This window comes from Bacteroides sp. MSK.20.82, assembly GCF_019052485.1.
Lineage (GTDB): Bacteria > Bacteroidota > Bacteroidia > Bacteroidales > Bacteroidaceae > Bacteroides > Bacteroides thetaiotaomicron.
The window spans coordinates 1-17979 of record NZ_JAHQUN010000073.1 but is presented as its reverse complement, the minus strand read 5'-3'; the positions used below and the strand labels follow the sequence as shown (position 1 = coordinate 17979).

The window sequence follows — 17979 nt, the reverse complement described above, 5'->3', positions numbered from 1 at the left end:
GTTACCATTTCTACATCACACGTGATGGGGAAATACATCCGGGACGACCGTTAGAAAAGGTCGGAGCACATTGCCGGAATCATAACGCACATTCTATAGGAATCTGTTACGAAGGAGGACTGGATGCTGACGGACGGACTAAGGATACACGTACGCTAGAGCAACGGGGATCGTTGTTAGCCTTAATTCGTGAGTTACGAAAGAGGTTTCCAAAAGCGTTGATAGTAGGGCATCATGATTTGAATCCGATGAAAGAATGTCCGTGTTTTCGGTGTGTAGAGGAATATAAGGAGTTGTAAAAGAGGAGGTCAATCACACTTATCAAACTCATCAATGATTTGTTCCAGTATTTCTTTCAATTGGGGCAAATCATTTTTGATTTGTTTTCTACACATAGATCCCGTCTTTATTTATACAGTTTCTCAACAATTCATCCATGTTATTCCGCAATCTAACTACATCTACAGGACATTTAAACAGTTTTTCCAATTCTTCCTTAATATGAACTAAAGTAAATATAGAAGGCCTATCTATCTCCACGCATATATCAACATCACTACCGTCATGTTGCTCACCACGAGCTACTGAGCCAAATATTCCCATACGAGATATACCATATTTAACAGCATTCTCCCGCATGTATTTACGAAGAAGGGATAGATATTCTATAGTACTTAACATAATAGATACTTTTAGTCTATTACAAAGAAAGAAATTTTCCTTCAATAATCAAAGAGATATTGCTTTTTTCTGCCCATTACCAACTTCTTCGTATTCAACAACGGTGTTTCACTATAAATACAACAATTTTCTCTGCTAAAACTTCTTGCCAAAACAAATATTTATAAATGTCTTCACCAAGATCTTAAAATCAAACCACCATGAGCGATGCTGCAAATAAAACAAATCATAGCGAAGACGACGCAACATTTTATCCATCGTATCCGTGTACCCATTGTATAACGTAGCATACGAAGTAACACCCGGTCGTATCTGATACAAAAATACGTAACGAGCATCGTGTTCCATTATTTGATCAATGAAATACTTACGCTCCGGACGTGGACCAATAAAAGCCATCTGCCCGCAGAAGACATTCCAAAGTTGCGGCAATTCATCCAAATGATGTTCACGCAAAAACTTACCCACTTTAGTCAATCGTTTATCTTTCCCACCCCTATATAGCGCAGGACCCATTTTTTCCGCATCCAAACGCATACTGCGGAACTTATAAATATAAAACGGACGGCCGAAACGACCGATACGTTCCTGTTTGAAAATAGCCGGACCACCATCTTCACGTTTCACAGCTATATAACAGATTAAAAATAAAGGAGAAAAAATAATCAGTAATATGCCCGCAATAATGCAATCCCCAATTCGCTTTACATTGCGCTCAAAAGCATTCATTCCGTCGGGAATAAAAGTTGTTTGTTGTTCCATAAATTATTAATTATAGTTTGGTTAAAGACTATTTTCTCAGAGCTTTTTTATACAAGATAGCTCGTAAAGTGTTGGGCATCATCCTAGTAATCACCCGTATAAAGACATTATAGAGATATTCAGAGGAAGTTATGAATCCTAAATTTCTTAGTTGATTTTGAAAACGTAGTTCCGTTGTCACATATTTTAAACCGCCTCTCCGTTTAAACATAGCCGGTGAAAAGCGAAAATATAATAAGCTCTCTTGGATATTGTAAAATTTAGCACCGTTCTGTAGCATACGTATCCACAGATAGTAATCCTCAAAAAGAGGGAAATGCTGATATCCACCTGCTGCTAATACAGCTTGCTTACGAAACATAATTACCGGATGATTTTCCGGATTACGCTTCTTTGCAAATTGACAAATATCATCATGAACCTCAGGTAACTTTCTTGTAGAAATAATATTTGAAGTAGTTTCTTCAAACTCATCGATCCATGCTCCTACTACATCTAATTCCGGATGCTCTTGAAAAACCCTTATTTGTTTCTCAAAACGATCAGGTTTGGCAATATCATCTGTATCCATTCGGGCAACTAGATCGTAGGAGCAATGCTTTAAGCCTTCATTCAGTGCTTTACCAAGTCCTTGATTAACAGGCAAAGAAATCACTTTCAAAATAGGATATTTTTGAGAATACTCTTTGACAATACAATTTAAATCATCTGTCAAAATCCCATCTTTGACTAAAACAACCTCTGCAGGTAAAAGAGTCTGATATAAAATACTATCTAAGCTCTTTTTAAAATAAGAAATACTTTCATTATAATATACAGAAATAAGTACTGAAAATATTAATTTTGACATTTTGATAAATTTACATATGGATACAATATCCAAAGAAACAGATATTGATAAAATTAGGATATATTACTCTCAGAACATCCAATTAGATCACAGAAAAGACAAATTGAATTACACTCATCTACCAAACGTTATAATCCCTTAAATAACAAATGAATACTGGTAAGGAATAAACTGATATTCATACTTTCCACCTAACGGAACTGGTGTATAAAGCGTCTTAGTAAACATCAACATCGCATATACAACAATGCAAGCAAATGCTATTGTTTTATTAACTTTTCCAATAAAGATTTTATGCAAAACGTAAGGTAATATAAATAGTAAAGTCATATTAGTAACGCTCACTAACCGTTCTACAAAAACCGCATATGCATTAAAAAAACAACTCAATATAAAACTATAAAGTAATAAGTTTACAAAAATCTTCAAATGATTAGATATATCATTATAGACGGAACGCATTCCAAAATAAAGAAACAAAAAAAGGAACAAATTAACAATCATCCCTACAGAAAAACCATAAGAAGCATCAACATTCCGTCCATAAAAATCTAGAATATAATAGTTTACAAATTCCCCAAAAACAGGTATTTTAGTACCCAATAACAGTATTTTTTGTGATACTCCCAACATTACAAAAATCAATGATATAAAAATAAGAGTAACAACACTCTTCTGCATATAACATCTATTCAACAAGAAATAAAATGGGAAAAAGGCCAACGCAGCAAGTTGAAAGCCTGCAGCTATCAAAAGAAAAAAAACAAACTTCTTCAAAGAACATTCCTTTATATATGAAAAAGCTAGCCACACAAATGAAGCCATAATCCCGTGGCGAACTATATTTAGCTGGAACTGACAGAAAAACAAACAAAAATATAAAAGAATTGGCAAATAAATATATCCACATCCAATTCGTCTAATAACTATAAATAATACGACAAACGATATCAATGACAATATTATAAAAAAACACGCATAACTTAAACCTAGAGTTTTACATAAACTCCCTAAAATCCAAAAAAGAGGTTCCATGAGAATTCTATATTCTGGATCTAGAAGCGACGGAATCTGCCTGTTGTAAATAATTACATATGTCTCCCAATCAGCCCCTATATTATAACGAAATCCCACCATACATGCTATAAATAGAATCACGCATCTTAATAATACCAAGGACTGTCTAGCGGAAATAAGTTCTACATAACTAAAAAGAAAAAGAATAAAGAAAACAACCCAATAAATCAACATCTTTAAATTTGAATATAACTATTTACAACTAAGGACTCACTATTTTGAGCATATTTTCTAAAAATAATATCATTAAAAGCCAAATTATTACGATTGGAAATAATCTTATTGTTATTACCAAGCAGTGTCGCATAAAACATCAAACTAGACTCTGTCCCAAACACACAAAGATTCTCAACAGATAAAAGGATCTGTTCAAAAGGTTCATCATTTGGAATAAGAGTCCAAGTTTTTCCATGTTGTTCTAACAGACCAACCAAAGTATTCACAACACTAGAAGCCTGATAAGGATGTGCTTTAATAAACACATGCGAATCCGAAATATAATTAAACAACAGATTCATGCTTGCATAGAATTTCTCAGGAGTTGCCAAACGATATTCTACAATTGGACTTAAAACCAAAACAGAAGCACCTGAAGGAATAGATGTGAAAAAAGTCTCTTCCTTAATCCAAGAAACCAAAGAAACATTCTCCCTTAATACATTATATTTATTATTAAGTAAATAATATTTAGGTTGAAACCGACTCTTTTTATAAGGTTTCAAAAACGGATAATTTAATTGTACACGACGACAAAAAATATTATATACCTTAAATAATAATTCTACTAGTAACGGAAATTTATTAGGAGATGCCTTGTAAAGTTGGTCTTTATAATAAGCAAGGCCCTCCTCCATAAAATGATATCCTACACATGAATGATGTGTGATGAGTAATTGAAATATAGGAGTAGTTAATTGGGGAATATATACAGTAAAACTATCAGCAATCAAGCAGGATATATAGCAATCAAAACTTTTAATAATCCTCCTCAAATTTAATATAGTTTTAATTTTCATCGGATAAAACTTATTCATCCAAAATGAAATATCTTCAATTTCTATATCAATATTATTATGATATTTATTAGCATAGTTCCGATCAATCAAATAAACAACATTATGGCAATCTAAATTTTCTTTTGCTATAATAGCTTTTGCCATATAATACGAAGTACTACTATGTATCCAAAAGACATATTTCATATAGCGTTCAAAATATTAGCATAAGATTCAATCATTGAATCAAGCGTAAATTTCTGTTGATATAGTTCATAAGAGAGTTTACCCATTGCACTCCAATTATAAGATTCAATATGACACAAGATATCATATATATCTTCAAGACATGGCGAAATTACAATTCCATTGATCCCGGAAAAAACCATTTCCGGAATACCTGCAATATTAGTAGATATAATAGGAAGTCCTGCTCGCATAGCCTCCAAAATAGAAATAGGGAATCCTTCATCTCTACTAGGTAACATAAAAATATCACTCCTCAACAAATAATTTTCTACTTGATTCGAAACACCTATAAAATCTATATATTTAGAGATTCCTTTCTCAAAACACAACTTTTCTAATTCCCCCCTTAATGTACCATCACCTACAATGGTAAAATGCACTTTCTCTCTTTGAACAGGAGACATCTTCACAAGAGCTTCAACAATCATATCTTGCCCTTTACGTTTTGAAACAGATCCCACACAGCAGATTTCAAGTGGCCCTAGATGTTTTTCCGGACATATATGCATTTCTTTGCTCAAAATGCCATTATAAACAAATCCTACTTTTTCAATAGGAATATCTGGATGTAATTGTACAAAAGTATCTTTAGGATTCTCAGCAACAAACAACACCTTATCCACTTCAGATAAAACCTTCCTTTCAATGTATAATAATATACTATAAAGCCTTGATTTATTAAGCACAGGATAATATTGTCTAAGCATATTAAAAGTATCACCATTATTGTGTAATACCAACACGGTTTTTTGTCTTCTAGATCGATACTTCAAATAGTAATAACATGTAAAAATATCATGTATAAACAAGATTCTCGATTCCTCAAGCCCTTGATCAAAATAATATTTAACAATCTTACGAGCATGCCGCAAATATATTGCATAAATAGAAATGAATGCTAGTATAGAATTTGCATTAGCATTCTTTTTAATAAAGTACCGTAATCCTTTCCGTTGATTTATAGCTGCTATATTTTCAAATGACTTTAACACAATCAAATCCATTGAATAAACCGAAAGCTGAATACCGTATTCTTCAAATTTTGAAGTAGATTCAGCTAAAGTCCTAAGAACAGAACTAGCCCCATTAGGAGCCTTAAGCCATCCACCATGAATTATATCTACCTTTTTCATCTTTTACAACAACTATTGAATCACAGCAATAAAATCTTCCAAATTTATACCAAGAACTTTTTCAACAAATTCTCTAAAAACACCTTCACCACCTCTTTTTTCTAAGAATATAGTAGACAATCTACGAATATAAAATGGAGCACTTGCAGGTACTCCAGCTATACCTACACGCTTAAGTAATTTAGCATCGTTCAAATCATCCCCTATATAGGCCACCTGCTCCAAATTAATCCCTAATTCATTGCATAATTCTTCTGCAGCAGACAATTTATCCACTACTCCTTGAAATAAATAATCAACTTTTAACTTCTCTGCTCTTCGTCGCACTATCTCAGTTTTTTCACCTGTTAAAATACCCACAGGAATACCTTTATTATGTGCCCAAAAAATACCAGCACTATCAGATGTATTGAATTTTTTCCATTCATTACCTGTTTGATCATAAAACATTCCGCCATCAGTCCAAACGCCATCAATATCTGTAAGTATAAGCTTTATCTCTTTCATTTTTTTAGTATTTTACCCTTATTTATTAATCACTACTTAGCTTATAGCAGGCAGTACTCTATACCGTAATACAAGTTGCAGTAGGAATATATCTATTCAATAAAATCAGGATATATTATTTCATTCGCTGATATATCTTGTTTAGCAAAATGACCAATTACATTTTTTTTATCTATCCATTTATAACCATCACCAGGACTCAGTAAATGAATGTCCGACTCTTGAATAATACTACCTGCTGGAATATATTTTCGAGTGGCAATAGAACGTTCAAGTTTTATCTTAGACTTCTCCACCCCTTTTTCTATATAAAGATCTTCAGTACCAAGCCAACACTCTGCTATGCGAATATCTCGAATCATACGATTAACCCCATCTGGACCTAAAGAGCCAAGCTGGTCTGTTCCTTTCATATGCCGATCAATTGTTACATGCTTTTCTATAATTTCCGCTCCCATCGCTACAGCAGCTGTAGCAGCAGAAATACCTATTGTATGATCAGAAAAACCTATCTCAAACTTATTGTAATGCTTCTTCAAATATGTTATTGTACGTAGATTCAAATTATTTGGATGAGTTGGATACTGAGATACACAATGTAGAATAGCTATATTACTATGATATCTCGTTATCACATCTAATGCATTGTCAAGTTCTCTTTGACCAGCCATTCCTGTCGATAATATAATAGGAATATGAGTTTCTGCTAATGCTTCAAGCAATGGTAAGTTAGTCAAATCACGACTAGCAACTTTTAGCCTATCCGGTGTGAACAGTTTAAGCAAAGACAGACATCCTTTGGCACATAACGTCTCGATAAAATCTAATCCTAATGACTTAGCATATTTATAAATCTCAAAATGCGCTTGATCATCAAGCTCAAGAAAAGCACGATGTTCACCATAAGTACGCCCAAAAGAATTAGGATTGTCATATATTTGATTCATTTGAGAAACAGCCAATTCTTCTGATAAATCTCTTTTAGTCATTTTAACAGCATTCATTGGCATGAAATCCATACCAAAAACATCCTCATGTACAGGTCGTGAGATTAATTCAATAATCAACTTAGCCAAGTCAACAGAACCATTATGATTCTGCCCTATTTCACCAATAATATAAGTATTCTTCATTATTTAGAATTTTTTTTTATTTGTTGTTTCATCAGTTGAATGTATTCTGCATGTCTTCGAACATAGTCTACAATCACTTCTATCGATATTTCCACTCTTTTTTCTTGTAAATCCCTATATATTCTCTGTGCTACAGAAAAATCTTCTAACGTATCAATCGTGAGTCGAATATTATGATGTTTTGACACGACTGGAGATCCTGAAATCCATTGAATATTAAAAAGTTCAGGATGACTATATATATAATTAGTAACATGTTCACGATACAATAAATCATCAGTAAATCCTATAACTCGCTTCAGCGCATCAAGCGTTACAAATTCTCCCCAAAAACCGAAATGAGTTTTAATTGATGGAGTACCATCAATATCAAAACTTATATAATCGTTACAAGATTTCATTGCTATTTCGACCAATTGCCTTGCCGCATGTACATCTAAAAATGGATTATCAGAACATATTCGGAATATACCCTGTATATCAAAATATTCAGCAACATCAATGAATCGTTTTAAAACATCATTCTCCTCACCTCTGAAGCACTTTACCCCTAATGCAAGTGCCTTCTTTTCAATAGGTTCATTGATAACAGAATTTGTTGTAGCAATAATTACTGGAATATTCGATATAGCAGAAAGTTTATGAACCATTAAGTCAAGAATCGATTGATTACCATAGAAAGGTTTCAATATTTTTCCAGGCAAACGTGTAGAACCTAAACGTGCCTGCACCACAAATGCATAATTCATTTTATTTATTATATTTCATTTAAAAATATGTCACATATTCTCTTTGTTGAATTATCATCTTGAAATTGATTCATCAATAAAGAAATATGACGTCGATGTTCAGCATGAATATCTTTCCCAGCCAGAAGTCCCATCACAGCATCTATCAATTCATTATAATTGTAAACAATATCACCTGCACAAAAAAATTCTATTGGCTCAAATGAGAAACCTCTTACTCTACGATATTCTTCAATATCGTAGAAATTAAATATGACTGGCTTATTTACCAATAAAAAATCAAAATAGGTAGAAGTATAATCAGTAATCATTCCATCTGAAAATGACAAAAGATCATACAATCCATATTTATATGTTTGTTCAAAAACAAGTATACCTTTGGGTAAATCTTTTTTTAAGACTGTTTTATTCTGCAAAGGATGTAATTTAAGAATTAAAGCCGCATTAAACTTCAATAGTATTTTCGATAACTTCAACAAATCACAATCAACATATCCGAGTATTGAACGCAAATTACCTTCAGTAACAGTCTCATAATCACGAAAAGTTGGAGTATAAACTATATATTTAGTTACATCATATCCCGCAAATTTCGAAATTTCTCTTTTAATAACATTGCAATTATTTTTCGATATCAACAAATCATTTCTGGGAAATCCTAAGACTTTGAATTTATCATATGAGATTCCACAATCTATTGAAATTATTCTAGCACTTAAACAAGAAGTAGCAATAGAGTAATCAAATGAGTTACATGTTGTATTACGAAATTTATCATAAGAATGATCTCCCATATGATAATCATCTTTGAATGGAGTATAATACCCCAAACAAATAATCTGTTGAGAGCGTTTTTTAAATGAAAAATCATAATAAAAAGTAGCTGTAAAACATTTACTTGCTCTACAAAAACAAAAAAAGGCATACAACATATCCTTAAAAGATACTTTATTAAAGAAAAAACGTCCAACACATGCACATAAAAAAGTACACCTAATATTAGGATTTATGCCATAAATATATTCTTGATATTCTGAAATACGAGAAGAATCATAAATTTCAACATATATTTTATAATATTCAGCACTATCTTTTTTTAGCAAATAATTTAACAGAACGAGAACATTATCTGACGAATAATTTATAATATCATATTTATCTGTTCTACAATTAGGATGAGGAATAAAATACAATGATCTACTATCAACTGGCACACAATGGTTAATTATCTTTACTATTACTTGAAAAATCTTTTTTAATATTTTCATCTATGTTTTTAGTTTTAATGATCAATGTTAAAATACAAAAAAAAGAATCTAGCTTAAAAAGAAAAGAAAGTAAAATATAGAAGGACATCCCAGTAATACATCCAATCACAATTTTTACTATATCAGTTTCAAAGAAAGAAATACATATAAAAACGATCCCCCCCATTATGAAAGAGAGTATTAAACTTGGAAATACATCTTTAACTTGCAACTTTAAGGTCAAATCAATAAGAGAATTAGTATAATATGTATTCAAATATGTCGCTATCAGAGAGTAAATAACTCTACCCCAACACATCACCTCAAGCCCAAATGGAATTGACACAAAAAGAATGAATATAGCAATCGTCTTTTTTATTATTTCAAGACGTAACGACAGATCAGATCTTCCTTTAACCCATAATAAATTCAAATTAATTTGGCTCAAATGATCAAACATCCAATCCAAACATAATATCTGTAAAAGAATAACAACCCCAGACCATTTATCTGTTAACAATAGACTAATAATAGGATTAGCCAAAACAAGTAAACCTACCATTAAAGGAAAAATTATATATGAGGATAATCTGATATAATTTCGATATGCGTTTGTTAAACATTTATCATCATCTTGAATGGAACTTAAAATAGGATACGCTACTCTAGAAACTAAAGCATTTAAATTATTGGAAGGAAAAATAGCAAATTGTTCTGCTCTTGTATAGTAACCAAGCTCTACAACAGAAAACTTTTTTCCTATTACAATGGTATACAGATTACGATATACTGTATTGATAAGACTTGAGATCAATAATTTAGATCCGAAATTGAATAATCTTTCAAAAGAACTTTTGGAGAAAGTATGTAAAGGTTTCCAATGAACTAAACAGTAAAACAAAATTGTCAAAATTATACTATTTAAGAGAGTTTGCCAAACTAAAGCCCAAACCCCGCAACCGACATAAGCCATCCATATTCCAATCACGCCTGATATAAAAGCTGCACCTAATGAAATTTTAGATTGAGTTTTAAAGTTTACAGAAATAATTAATTTCGTTCTGTGAATAGCCGATAAAGCATTTATTATCAACGACAATGCTATAAAACGAATTACAAGAACTAAAGTCGGCATATTATAAAAGTCTGCAATCAAAGAAGCCGAAAAAAACAATATACCATAGAATAATACTGCGACAAGAATATTAAAATAAAAGACAGTGGCAAAATCCTCTTCAGTTCTATCTTTTTTCTGGATTAAAGCATTTGTAAAACCGCTATCTATAAATACTTGAGCGACTTGAAGAAAAATAGCTAACATCCCGATCATACCATAATCCGATGGTAGTAACAAACGAGCTAATATTATTTGAATTATAAACTGTACTCCTTGTAAAGAGAAACGTTCTATAGCGCTCCACATTATTCCTGATACAGTTTTCTGCTTTAGATTTTCCATTACTTAAATACAGTATAAAAACAACTACATTTACCGATATCAATTATATTTTTCCAATATTCTCACTAATTGGTTATTATCTTCTTCGCCCCTTACCGCAATTCTAATATGGTCTCTCCCACTAAAAGCAAATTACCCTACACAAACATTATCTCCTATAACTACCGATGCCTTTTTATAAGAATAAAGAACTCCTAATGCATCACCTCAAATTAATATTGCCATATTTGCCTACTAAGCGAAAGCTACGAATAGGCACTCCAGAAATAACACTTTCCGGATGGAAGTGTATACCACGAAGGGAAAAATAAAAATGACGAATCTTCAATAATATTTCTGCAATCATGACATCGGTAATGTGACGTTATAATGATTTAATGCAGCTTTTAGTACTTTAAAGAAGTTCTCAATATCATCTACTTCTATCTCTCCTAAAGCACAGATTCTAAAAGTATCCTCAGTTGATATCTTACCTGGATAAATCGTAAATCCACGCTCATAACAATAATCATGTATTTTCTCAAAATCCCAGTTGGGATCTTCTGGGTATTGAACTGAGACAACCAGTCCTGACTGCCATTCACGCTTTATTACACTTTTAAGACCAATTTCATTTATACCTGAATGAATAGCCTCAAAAACTCTTTTGTGACGGGCAAACTTAGCTTCTTCACCCACTTCAAAATATTCATTTAATGCCTGACGAGTGGCGTAAATAGTTTGTACCGGTGGAGTAAAATGCATTTCACCTGTTCTCTCAAAATTCTCATACTGCAAATAAAGATTACAATAGTAAGAACGCTTGGGATATTTTTTTGAAAACTTAATCTGTTCCTCATTGCCTATAATAAAAGAAAGACCTGTCATCGCTTGAAGTCCTTTTTGAGCAGATGCCATACAAAAATCCACATTATCTTTCTCTATATCAAAAGGAATCATGCCCAAAGAAGAAGTAGTATCGACGACAAATTTAGCCTGATATTTATGAGCTATAGCGCCCATCTCGCGAATAGGGTTCAGAATTCCTGTACCCGTCTCGTGATGAGTAGTATAAACCATAGCTATATCAGGATTTTCTTGCAACACATTTTCCACCACCGATAAATCAGGACGTTCGTAAACGGAAAATTCCAAATTAATATGAGGCAAACCATAATATTGACACACTTCTACAGCACGGGTACTATATGCCCCATTATTCACTATAAGCACCCTTTTGTCTTCAGGAAGAAGAGAATTTAGACATATATCAATATTGATGGTTCCTGAGCCACAAAATAATACAGCGGTATGTTTTTCCAAATTCCCATGAGCAACTCTGACCAAATCGTCCCGAAGTTGTTTCATCATACCTGCGAATTCTTTCTCGCGAGGACAAATATCCGGAACAACTTGTGCCATTTTTACACTGTCAGTAGTAGTGGCAGGCCCAGGATTTAATAATATTTTTCTTTCTATTTTCATCGAATATATTTATTTTAAAAAATCCATAAAATGCTCCTTATTCTCTATAGGAGTAGTCGTGGGACGTCCCAAATTCTCCCGAGAATCTATTTTAACCTTTATTTCCAACAAAACAGGACCACATAACTTTGGAAGCTGCTTCATTGCTTCTTCAATTTCAACTTTTGTACAAACAGTATAAGTATGCTTATATCCGCTCCCCCGGACAATAGCCGGAATATCTAAACTAAATCCTAAAGTAGGCTGTCCTCCTACAGACTCGTGAGCACCATTGTTAAACAAAATATGATAATAGTTTTTAGGAGATAAATCGCCAATGTTACTAATTGCCCCTAAATGCATAATAAATGCTCCATCACCATCCAAGCAATAAACAGGTCTATCTTGCTTTGCTATAGCAATACCCAAAGAGATTGATGAACTATGTCCCATAGAGCCTACCGTGAGAAAATCATGTTCATGACCTTGCTCTTTCATTTCTCGATATTCAAATAACTCACGAGAAAGCTTGCCAGTAGTAGAAACGACCACTGAATTTTCAGGCAGATAATCCACAACTATTTGCAAAGCATCCTCACGAGATAAAGGATAATTACATCCGAACTCTTTTTGAAGTTTATATTTGCCAAAAACATCTTTCCGAATAATTATTGCATGAGGAATATTCTTAGTTTTTGCTGATTGTATGATATCATGGAGCTGAATAAATGCATCATTCTCATTTGAATCAAGAATTATATAAGGAATCCGCATTGCTTTCAACAAATCTAAAGTTACCTCACCCTGTTTTTTATGCTGAGGTTCATCTTTTGTTCCCGGTTCACCACGCCAGCCAATCATCAAAAGCATTGGAAAACTGTATACTTGTTCATCTGCAAGAGACAGCAGAGGATTAACAGTATTACCCAAGCCGGAATTTTGCATATAAACCACAGGAACCTTACCTGATGCCATATAATAACCTGAAGCAATTCCTACAGCCGCACCTTCATTAGCAGCTATGATATGTTTCTCACGTGAAGTATGGTCTGTGATATAGGCACAAATATTTTTTAGTAATGAGTCTGGAACTCCTGTAAAAAAATCAACGTCATGACTCAGAAACGTTTCATAAACTTTTTCTACGCTTAACATAATGATATTCCTCTTTTTATTTAGTACCTGGAATCAGTTCCAATATTTCTTTTATGGGCATACACAGTTCGCGCACCTCTAAAGCACGTTCATTCTCTAATATTATCTTTGCGACATTCATCATAGCAGGATAAGCGGCACGAAGCATATGATTAGCATAAATAATTATATTCACACCCCAATCACACAATTCAGACTCATAAATATGATCATATGTAGTAGGCACAACCACGATAGGTACATGAGCATACTGTTTTCGAAACGCCAAACAAAATTCTTTTATATCTTCACCCGACTTATTTTTGCTATGTATCATAATACCGTCCGCTCCCGCTTGGACATATGCAAAAGCTCTCTCTAAAGCATCACTTACCGGCTTTCCCGCTATAAGGCTCTCAATACGAGCGATAATCATAAAATCATCAGTAATCTGAGATGCCTTTCCTGCTTTGATCTTATTACAGAAACCTTCGATTGTATCTTGAGTTTGAATAACATCTGTACCAAACAATGAATTCTTTTTTAATCCAACTTTATCTTCAATTATTATAGCTGAAATTCCATGACGTTCTAAAGTGCGTACTGTAAATACGAAATGTTCAATTTTACCACCTGTATCTCCATCAAAAATAATAGGTTTAGTAGTACACTCCAGAATATTATTCAAATCTTGCAATCGGGTAGTTAAATCAACCGCCTCAATATCAGGTTTACCTTTACTGGTTGAATCCGTAAGGCTACTAGACCACATTCCGTCAAATACTTCCCTCTTATCCCCTTTTAATATTTCCTGATTTTCAATTATCAAGCCACATAGTCCATCATGAGCTTCCAAAATACGAACTACGGGTTTGGCATTTATCAAACGACGAAGTGATTTTAAACGTACATCAGGGGTTGTACCTATAGCCTTAATATCTTTATCCAAAGAAGATGAATTAATTCCCAAAGTATATGGAATTTCGATAACCTTTCCTCCCTGTTCATTCATCACTTCAAATACGCGCACACGTTCTTCACGTAAAGGCCCGGTTTTCCAGTCGTCACCATGAATTATATAGTCAGGTTTAATGCGTTTGAGATTCTCAACATAGCTCCATTCTTCTTGAGGAACAACTTTACATACGCCTTTAATATTCTGAACTACCTCTTTTCGTTGTTCATAGGTCAGATAAGGAAGGCGTTTATGCTCCGCAATAGCTTTATCTGTAAGAAGACCAATTATAACATCACCGTATTTAGTAGCCTCATTAATAATGCGGATAAGTCCTGGATGCATAATATCCGCAGTCATCCCAATATAAACTGTCTTACTCATAATTTGATATATTATTTTAATTAACAATACGGAACAATATATTTCTCTGCATATTCCAAATCTGATATGTCATCGATTTCATACCATTTCAGCCCTTCTACTTTATGCACATAAACAGGAGATTGAGAACAAGATATTCGTAGTAATTCATACTCATATCCCAAATTGGGTTGTTCATCAACAATACTCGCATAATCAGCACACATTATTTTGTAAAAGGAACCGGATAGTTTATGGATGCCGACCAATTCGCCTTTAGCGTTTAGTTTATTCTTATTGACAGAACATGAAGAAAGGCGAAAATTATCATCATGTTCCACATAATACTGATCTTGAAACTTTGTCACTGGAGTTATTAGCATTGCATCTGCCGCAGGACACTCCAATAAGCTCATTATTGCTTGTTTCTCAAAAATCAAATCTGACTCTAACAATAAAAAATCATCATTGCCCAGAATCTCCCGCGTATTATATAAAGTATACATACTATTTGTTTCAGCATAACGAGGACTAAAACAGGTTTCAAGCATAGGATAGTCTGTCTTCAATTCTTCATAAACTTCTTGTTTATATCCTGTACCGATTACAATTCGCTCAATGTCACATGATAACAAAGTATCAATAGAACGAACTATCATTGGAATACCTCCCACTTTGACGAACCCTTTAGGTATCAATTCTGTATATTGGCCAAAACGGGTTCCCATGCCCGCAGCCATTATCATAGCTGTACGTATCATTCGTTTAATAATATAGTAAGTGAATTTAATTGATGTAAGAATGTTGTAAACGACGTTTTAGCATCATTTATCCTGTTCTATCTCCTTATTTTTCAGTTCTTTTCTCAAGCTAGCCAGCAGACTTTTGCCAAAAAACACCCACACGAGAGTACCAGATACGGACAGGAACACAAATAATAAAATATAAATTTTGAGTCCCATACCTGAAGGTTTCAAAGGTACAACGGCAGGCTCAACTACTGCAAAGACTGGCTTTTCCTCCTGTACTTTGGCTCTGGATACCTGCAACTGATTAGCAACCTGACTATATATCTGATAAGCCAAACTCATGTCGTTCTGTAAACGCTCCTGCTCAGCACGTACACTTTGAAGAACCACATTATCATGGGCGTCTACATAATCCGCATATTTTCTTTGAGCAGCATAATATTCCTGCTGACGTTCTTTAAACAACCGTTCCAAATACGCACAGTCTTCTTTTACTTTTGAAGTTCGATACCCAATAATATATTCCTGTAATTTATGAACGACAGAATCTGCTATAACCGCAGTGATCTGCGGATTTTGTAAGGTGACCGTAATGCTCGTTATGGCGGTTTTCTTATCAATGGATGCACTAATCTTCTTTTTAAGAAAATTAATCTTCTCATTTACTTCTTTCGTCAATTCGATAGTTCCTTGCCGCCCTCCACTGGCAGGAACCGTATCTTCTCCGAATAATGATTTAACTCCTCCTATTACTATGCCCGGAAAACCTATAAGATAATCCCACCAAGGAGATGACTCTTCATCGAGATAAGACCCCAAAGTCATTTTATCATCCTTTTTAGAAACGGAGACTTCCATTTCTAAAAGTTCCAATAAAAAAGGAGTTGAAGAAACAATATCTGCTGAAAGAGAAGCGTTCAAGGCATCTGTGCTTTCCCCTATTAGAGCCCCATCTCCCAAAAACGAGGCAGCAAGTCCGGCTAAACCATTACTTCCCTTCGCATTACCCATTTCAGGAGAAAGGGTAACCTTTACTGTATATTGCTTGGGAATGCTCAATGCCACCACTATAGCAATTATTACTCCCACTCCAGCAGCTTTGCATAGTACTCCACGAACAGTAATAATCTTATAAAAAATAGCCATCAAGTCTATTTCCATTTCATCATCTTTCCTTTTATCCACTTCAGAAAACGGTTCTTGATAAGATTGCTTTTCAATCATAATAGGTCATTTATTTCTTTATCAAATTAGCAATAGAAGCAATCATCATTCCCAAAGAACTGAAGGAAGTAGCATAACCTAAAATATTAGCTATGTTCCCTTTCTTCTTAGCCTTACCAGGCACAATAATCTCACACCCCGGCTCAATCTGTTTCTTACCACTACCCTTAACCTTCGTCACCTGACCATTCATGTAAACAATGAACTTCTTACTCTTCCTTGCATTATCAGAACAGCCACCGGCCTGATTCAGGTAATAATCCACATTCTTTCCCTTCATATAAGAAACCGTATTCGGAACCATGACAGCACCATTGATAGTTACAGTATTAGTATTCTTAGGTATGGAGATCACATCACCTTCACGTAAGACAAGATCGGCATTACTTTTAGGATTGCTCAAGGCTTTTTCCAAATCTATTCCAACCGTAAAAGTATCTTCAACACGAATACCCAAAGAGTCAATCATGGCTTCGCCCAATTGCCTGCTCATAAGGCGAATTACATCACCCATACGTTTCTTTTCACTAGCGTTAGCCACACGGGTCAGTTTCGCACCACGCAGATAGGCATAATTGGTCGGACCGCCGGCTTTATTCACTAAATCGGAAAGACGTTCCTCACGGCTGGTCATGGCGTAATTTCCTCCGAAAAGGATTTCACCTTCAATGGCTACATTCTGTTGTGCCTGATAGCCCGGACTGCGACGGACATAAACCTGATCATAAGGCTCAAGGATAAAACCGGGCTGACCATCTATTACAAAACCATCCTTTAAAGAGAAGGTATACATCTGACCAATCGTATCATTATCCGCAGTACTACGAGGATTCTTGATTCGTCTCGATATATCAATACGGACAGTAGAGGCGGCTTCTTTCAAGCCACCGGCCTGAATGATCAGATCCTCAAGTGTCATGTTATCCGCATAAGGATAGGAATCAGGGTGGGCAACCTCACCGTGAACTGTGACATTACCCCGGTCTTCCAGGTCATGGATACTTGGAATGTAGAGGATGTCATTCTTCATTAGGGCAAGGTTTGGGGAAGTGCCGTCCATGATAGACTTAATGTCTATCTGAACAACTTCACTGGTCAGGTCTTCACGCTGGCGATAGAGGACGGCACGATTCAGGAAAGCGTCACCGGTCAGACCCTGAGCTTCATGGACAAGTTCGCGGATCGTGTTCAGTTTACCGCTGAGCTGGTAGATACCGGGACGATAGACAGCGCCACGGATTTCCAGTTTGTTTGTGAAGCGGTTAAGGA

Annotated in this window: 18 protein-coding genes; 1 reads left to right on the top strand and 17 read right to left on the bottom strand. The window is 34.4% G+C overall.

Annotated elements, in window-relative coordinates; genetic code table 11:
- A partial coding sequence (locus KTR07_RS26330; protein ID WP_217315541.1) for an N-acetylmuramoyl-L-alanine amidase occupies nucleotides 1–299 on the top strand: 299 nt, incomplete at its 5' end.
- A gap of 88 nt (nucleotides 300–387) precedes the next feature.
- On the opposite strand, the gene KTR07_RS26325 is transcribed toward KTR07_RS26330, so the two are convergent.
- The 17 genes from KTR07_RS26325 to KTR07_RS26245 all read right to left on the bottom strand — a co-directional run.
- Nucleotides 388–681, bottom strand: a complete 294-nt coding sequence (locus tag KTR07_RS26325; protein WP_008767829.1) for a nucleotidyltransferase family protein — start codon at nucleotides 679–681, stop codon at nucleotides 388–390.
- Nucleotides 682–816: 135 nt separating this feature from the next.
- Nucleotides 817–1443 carry a sugar transferase gene (locus KTR07_RS26320; protein WP_011107947.1) on the bottom strand — a complete coding sequence of 209 codons (627 nt, stop codon included), beginning with the start codon at nucleotides 1441–1443 and terminating at the stop codon, nucleotides 817–819.
- Nucleotides 1444–1471: 28 nt separating this feature from the next.
- Entirely contained in the window at nucleotides 1472–2293 is an 822-nt protein-coding gene (locus tag KTR07_RS26315; protein WP_011107948.1) for a glycosyltransferase, read from the bottom strand.
- Nucleotides 2294–2431: 138 nt separating this feature from the next.
- Nucleotides 2432–3544 carry an EpsG family protein gene (locus tag KTR07_RS26310; RefSeq protein WP_011107949.1) on the bottom strand — a complete coding sequence of 371 codons (1113 nt, stop codon included), beginning with the start codon at nucleotides 3542–3544 and terminating at the stop codon, nucleotides 2432–2434.
- Between the two features lie 2 nt (nucleotides 3545–3546).
- Entirely contained in the window at nucleotides 3547–4572 is a 1026-nt protein-coding gene (locus KTR07_RS26305; protein ID WP_011107950.1) for a polysialyltransferase family glycosyltransferase, read from the bottom strand.
- Nucleotides 4569–5747: a glycosyltransferase family 4 protein gene (locus tag KTR07_RS26300; protein WP_008767823.1), complete on the bottom strand. Its 1179-nt coding sequence runs from the start codon at nucleotides 5745–5747 to the stop codon at nucleotides 4569–4571. The genes KTR07_RS26305 and KTR07_RS26300 overlap by 4 nt, the downstream gene beginning before the upstream one ends.
- A 12-nt stretch (nucleotides 5748–5759) precedes the next feature.
- Nucleotides 5760–6254: an HAD family hydrolase gene (locus KTR07_RS26295; protein ID WP_008767822.1), complete on the bottom strand. Its 495-nt coding sequence runs from the start codon at nucleotides 6252–6254 to the stop codon at nucleotides 5760–5762.
- A 92-nt stretch (nucleotides 6255–6346) separates the two neighbouring features.
- On the bottom strand, nucleotides 6347–7387 hold the full coding sequence (locus tag KTR07_RS26290) for an N-acetylneuraminate synthase family protein (RefSeq protein ID WP_008767821.1): 1041 nt from the start codon (nucleotides 7385–7387) through the stop codon (nucleotides 6347–6349).
- Nucleotides 7387–8136 carry a glycosyltransferase family protein gene (locus KTR07_RS26285; protein ID WP_008767820.1) on the bottom strand — a complete coding sequence of 250 codons (750 nt, stop codon included), beginning with the start codon at nucleotides 8134–8136 and terminating at the stop codon, nucleotides 7387–7389. The genes KTR07_RS26290 and KTR07_RS26285 overlap by 1 nt, the downstream gene beginning before the upstream one ends.
- 8 nt (nucleotides 8137–8144) lie before the next feature.
- Nucleotides 8145–9404 carry a CDP-glycerol glycerophosphotransferase family protein gene (locus KTR07_RS26280; RefSeq protein WP_008767819.1) on the bottom strand — a complete coding sequence of 420 codons (1260 nt, stop codon included), beginning with the start codon at nucleotides 9402–9404 and terminating at the stop codon, nucleotides 8145–8147.
- Nucleotides 9358–10842 carry a lipopolysaccharide biosynthesis protein gene (locus tag KTR07_RS26275; protein ID WP_008767818.1) on the bottom strand — a complete coding sequence of 495 codons (1485 nt, stop codon included), beginning with the start codon at nucleotides 10840–10842 and terminating at the stop codon, nucleotides 9358–9360. Before KTR07_RS26275 ends, KTR07_RS26280 begins: the two co-directional genes overlap by 47 nt.
- Before the next feature lie 342 nt (nucleotides 10843–11184).
- The gene (locus KTR07_RS26270; RefSeq protein ID WP_008767816.1) at nucleotides 11185–12306 is read right to left on the bottom strand and encodes a 2-aminoethylphosphonate aminotransferase; all 1122 of its coding nucleotides are present in this window, start codon (nucleotides 12304–12306) and stop codon (nucleotides 11185–11187) included.
- Between the two features lie 9 nt (nucleotides 12307–12315).
- Nucleotides 12316–13440 carry a phosphonopyruvate decarboxylase gene (gene aepY, locus KTR07_RS26265; RefSeq protein WP_008767815.1) on the bottom strand — a complete coding sequence of 375 codons (1125 nt, stop codon included), beginning with the start codon at nucleotides 13438–13440 and terminating at the stop codon, nucleotides 12316–12318.
- A 16-nt stretch (nucleotides 13441–13456) separates the two neighbouring features.
- A complete protein-coding gene (gene aepX, locus KTR07_RS26260) occupies nucleotides 13457–14758 on the bottom strand; it encodes a phosphoenolpyruvate mutase (RefSeq protein ID WP_008767814.1) in 1302 nt (433 codons plus the stop codon).
- A 20-nt stretch (nucleotides 14759–14778) separates the two neighbouring features.
- A complete protein-coding gene (locus KTR07_RS26255; RefSeq protein WP_008767813.1) occupies nucleotides 14779–15498 on the bottom strand; it encodes a phosphocholine cytidylyltransferase family protein in 720 nt (239 codons plus the stop codon).
- A gap of 63 nt (nucleotides 15499–15561) precedes the next feature.
- Nucleotides 15562–16710 (bottom strand): chain-length determining protein, encoded by a 1149-nt coding sequence (locus KTR07_RS26250; RefSeq protein ID WP_008767812.1) that lies wholly within the window; start codon nucleotides 16708–16710, stop codon nucleotides 15562–15564.
- Between the two features lie 10 nt (nucleotides 16711–16720).
- On the bottom strand, nucleotides 16721–17979 hold a 1259-nt coding region (locus tag KTR07_RS26245; RefSeq protein ID WP_217315540.1), incomplete at its 5' end, for an SLBB domain-containing protein.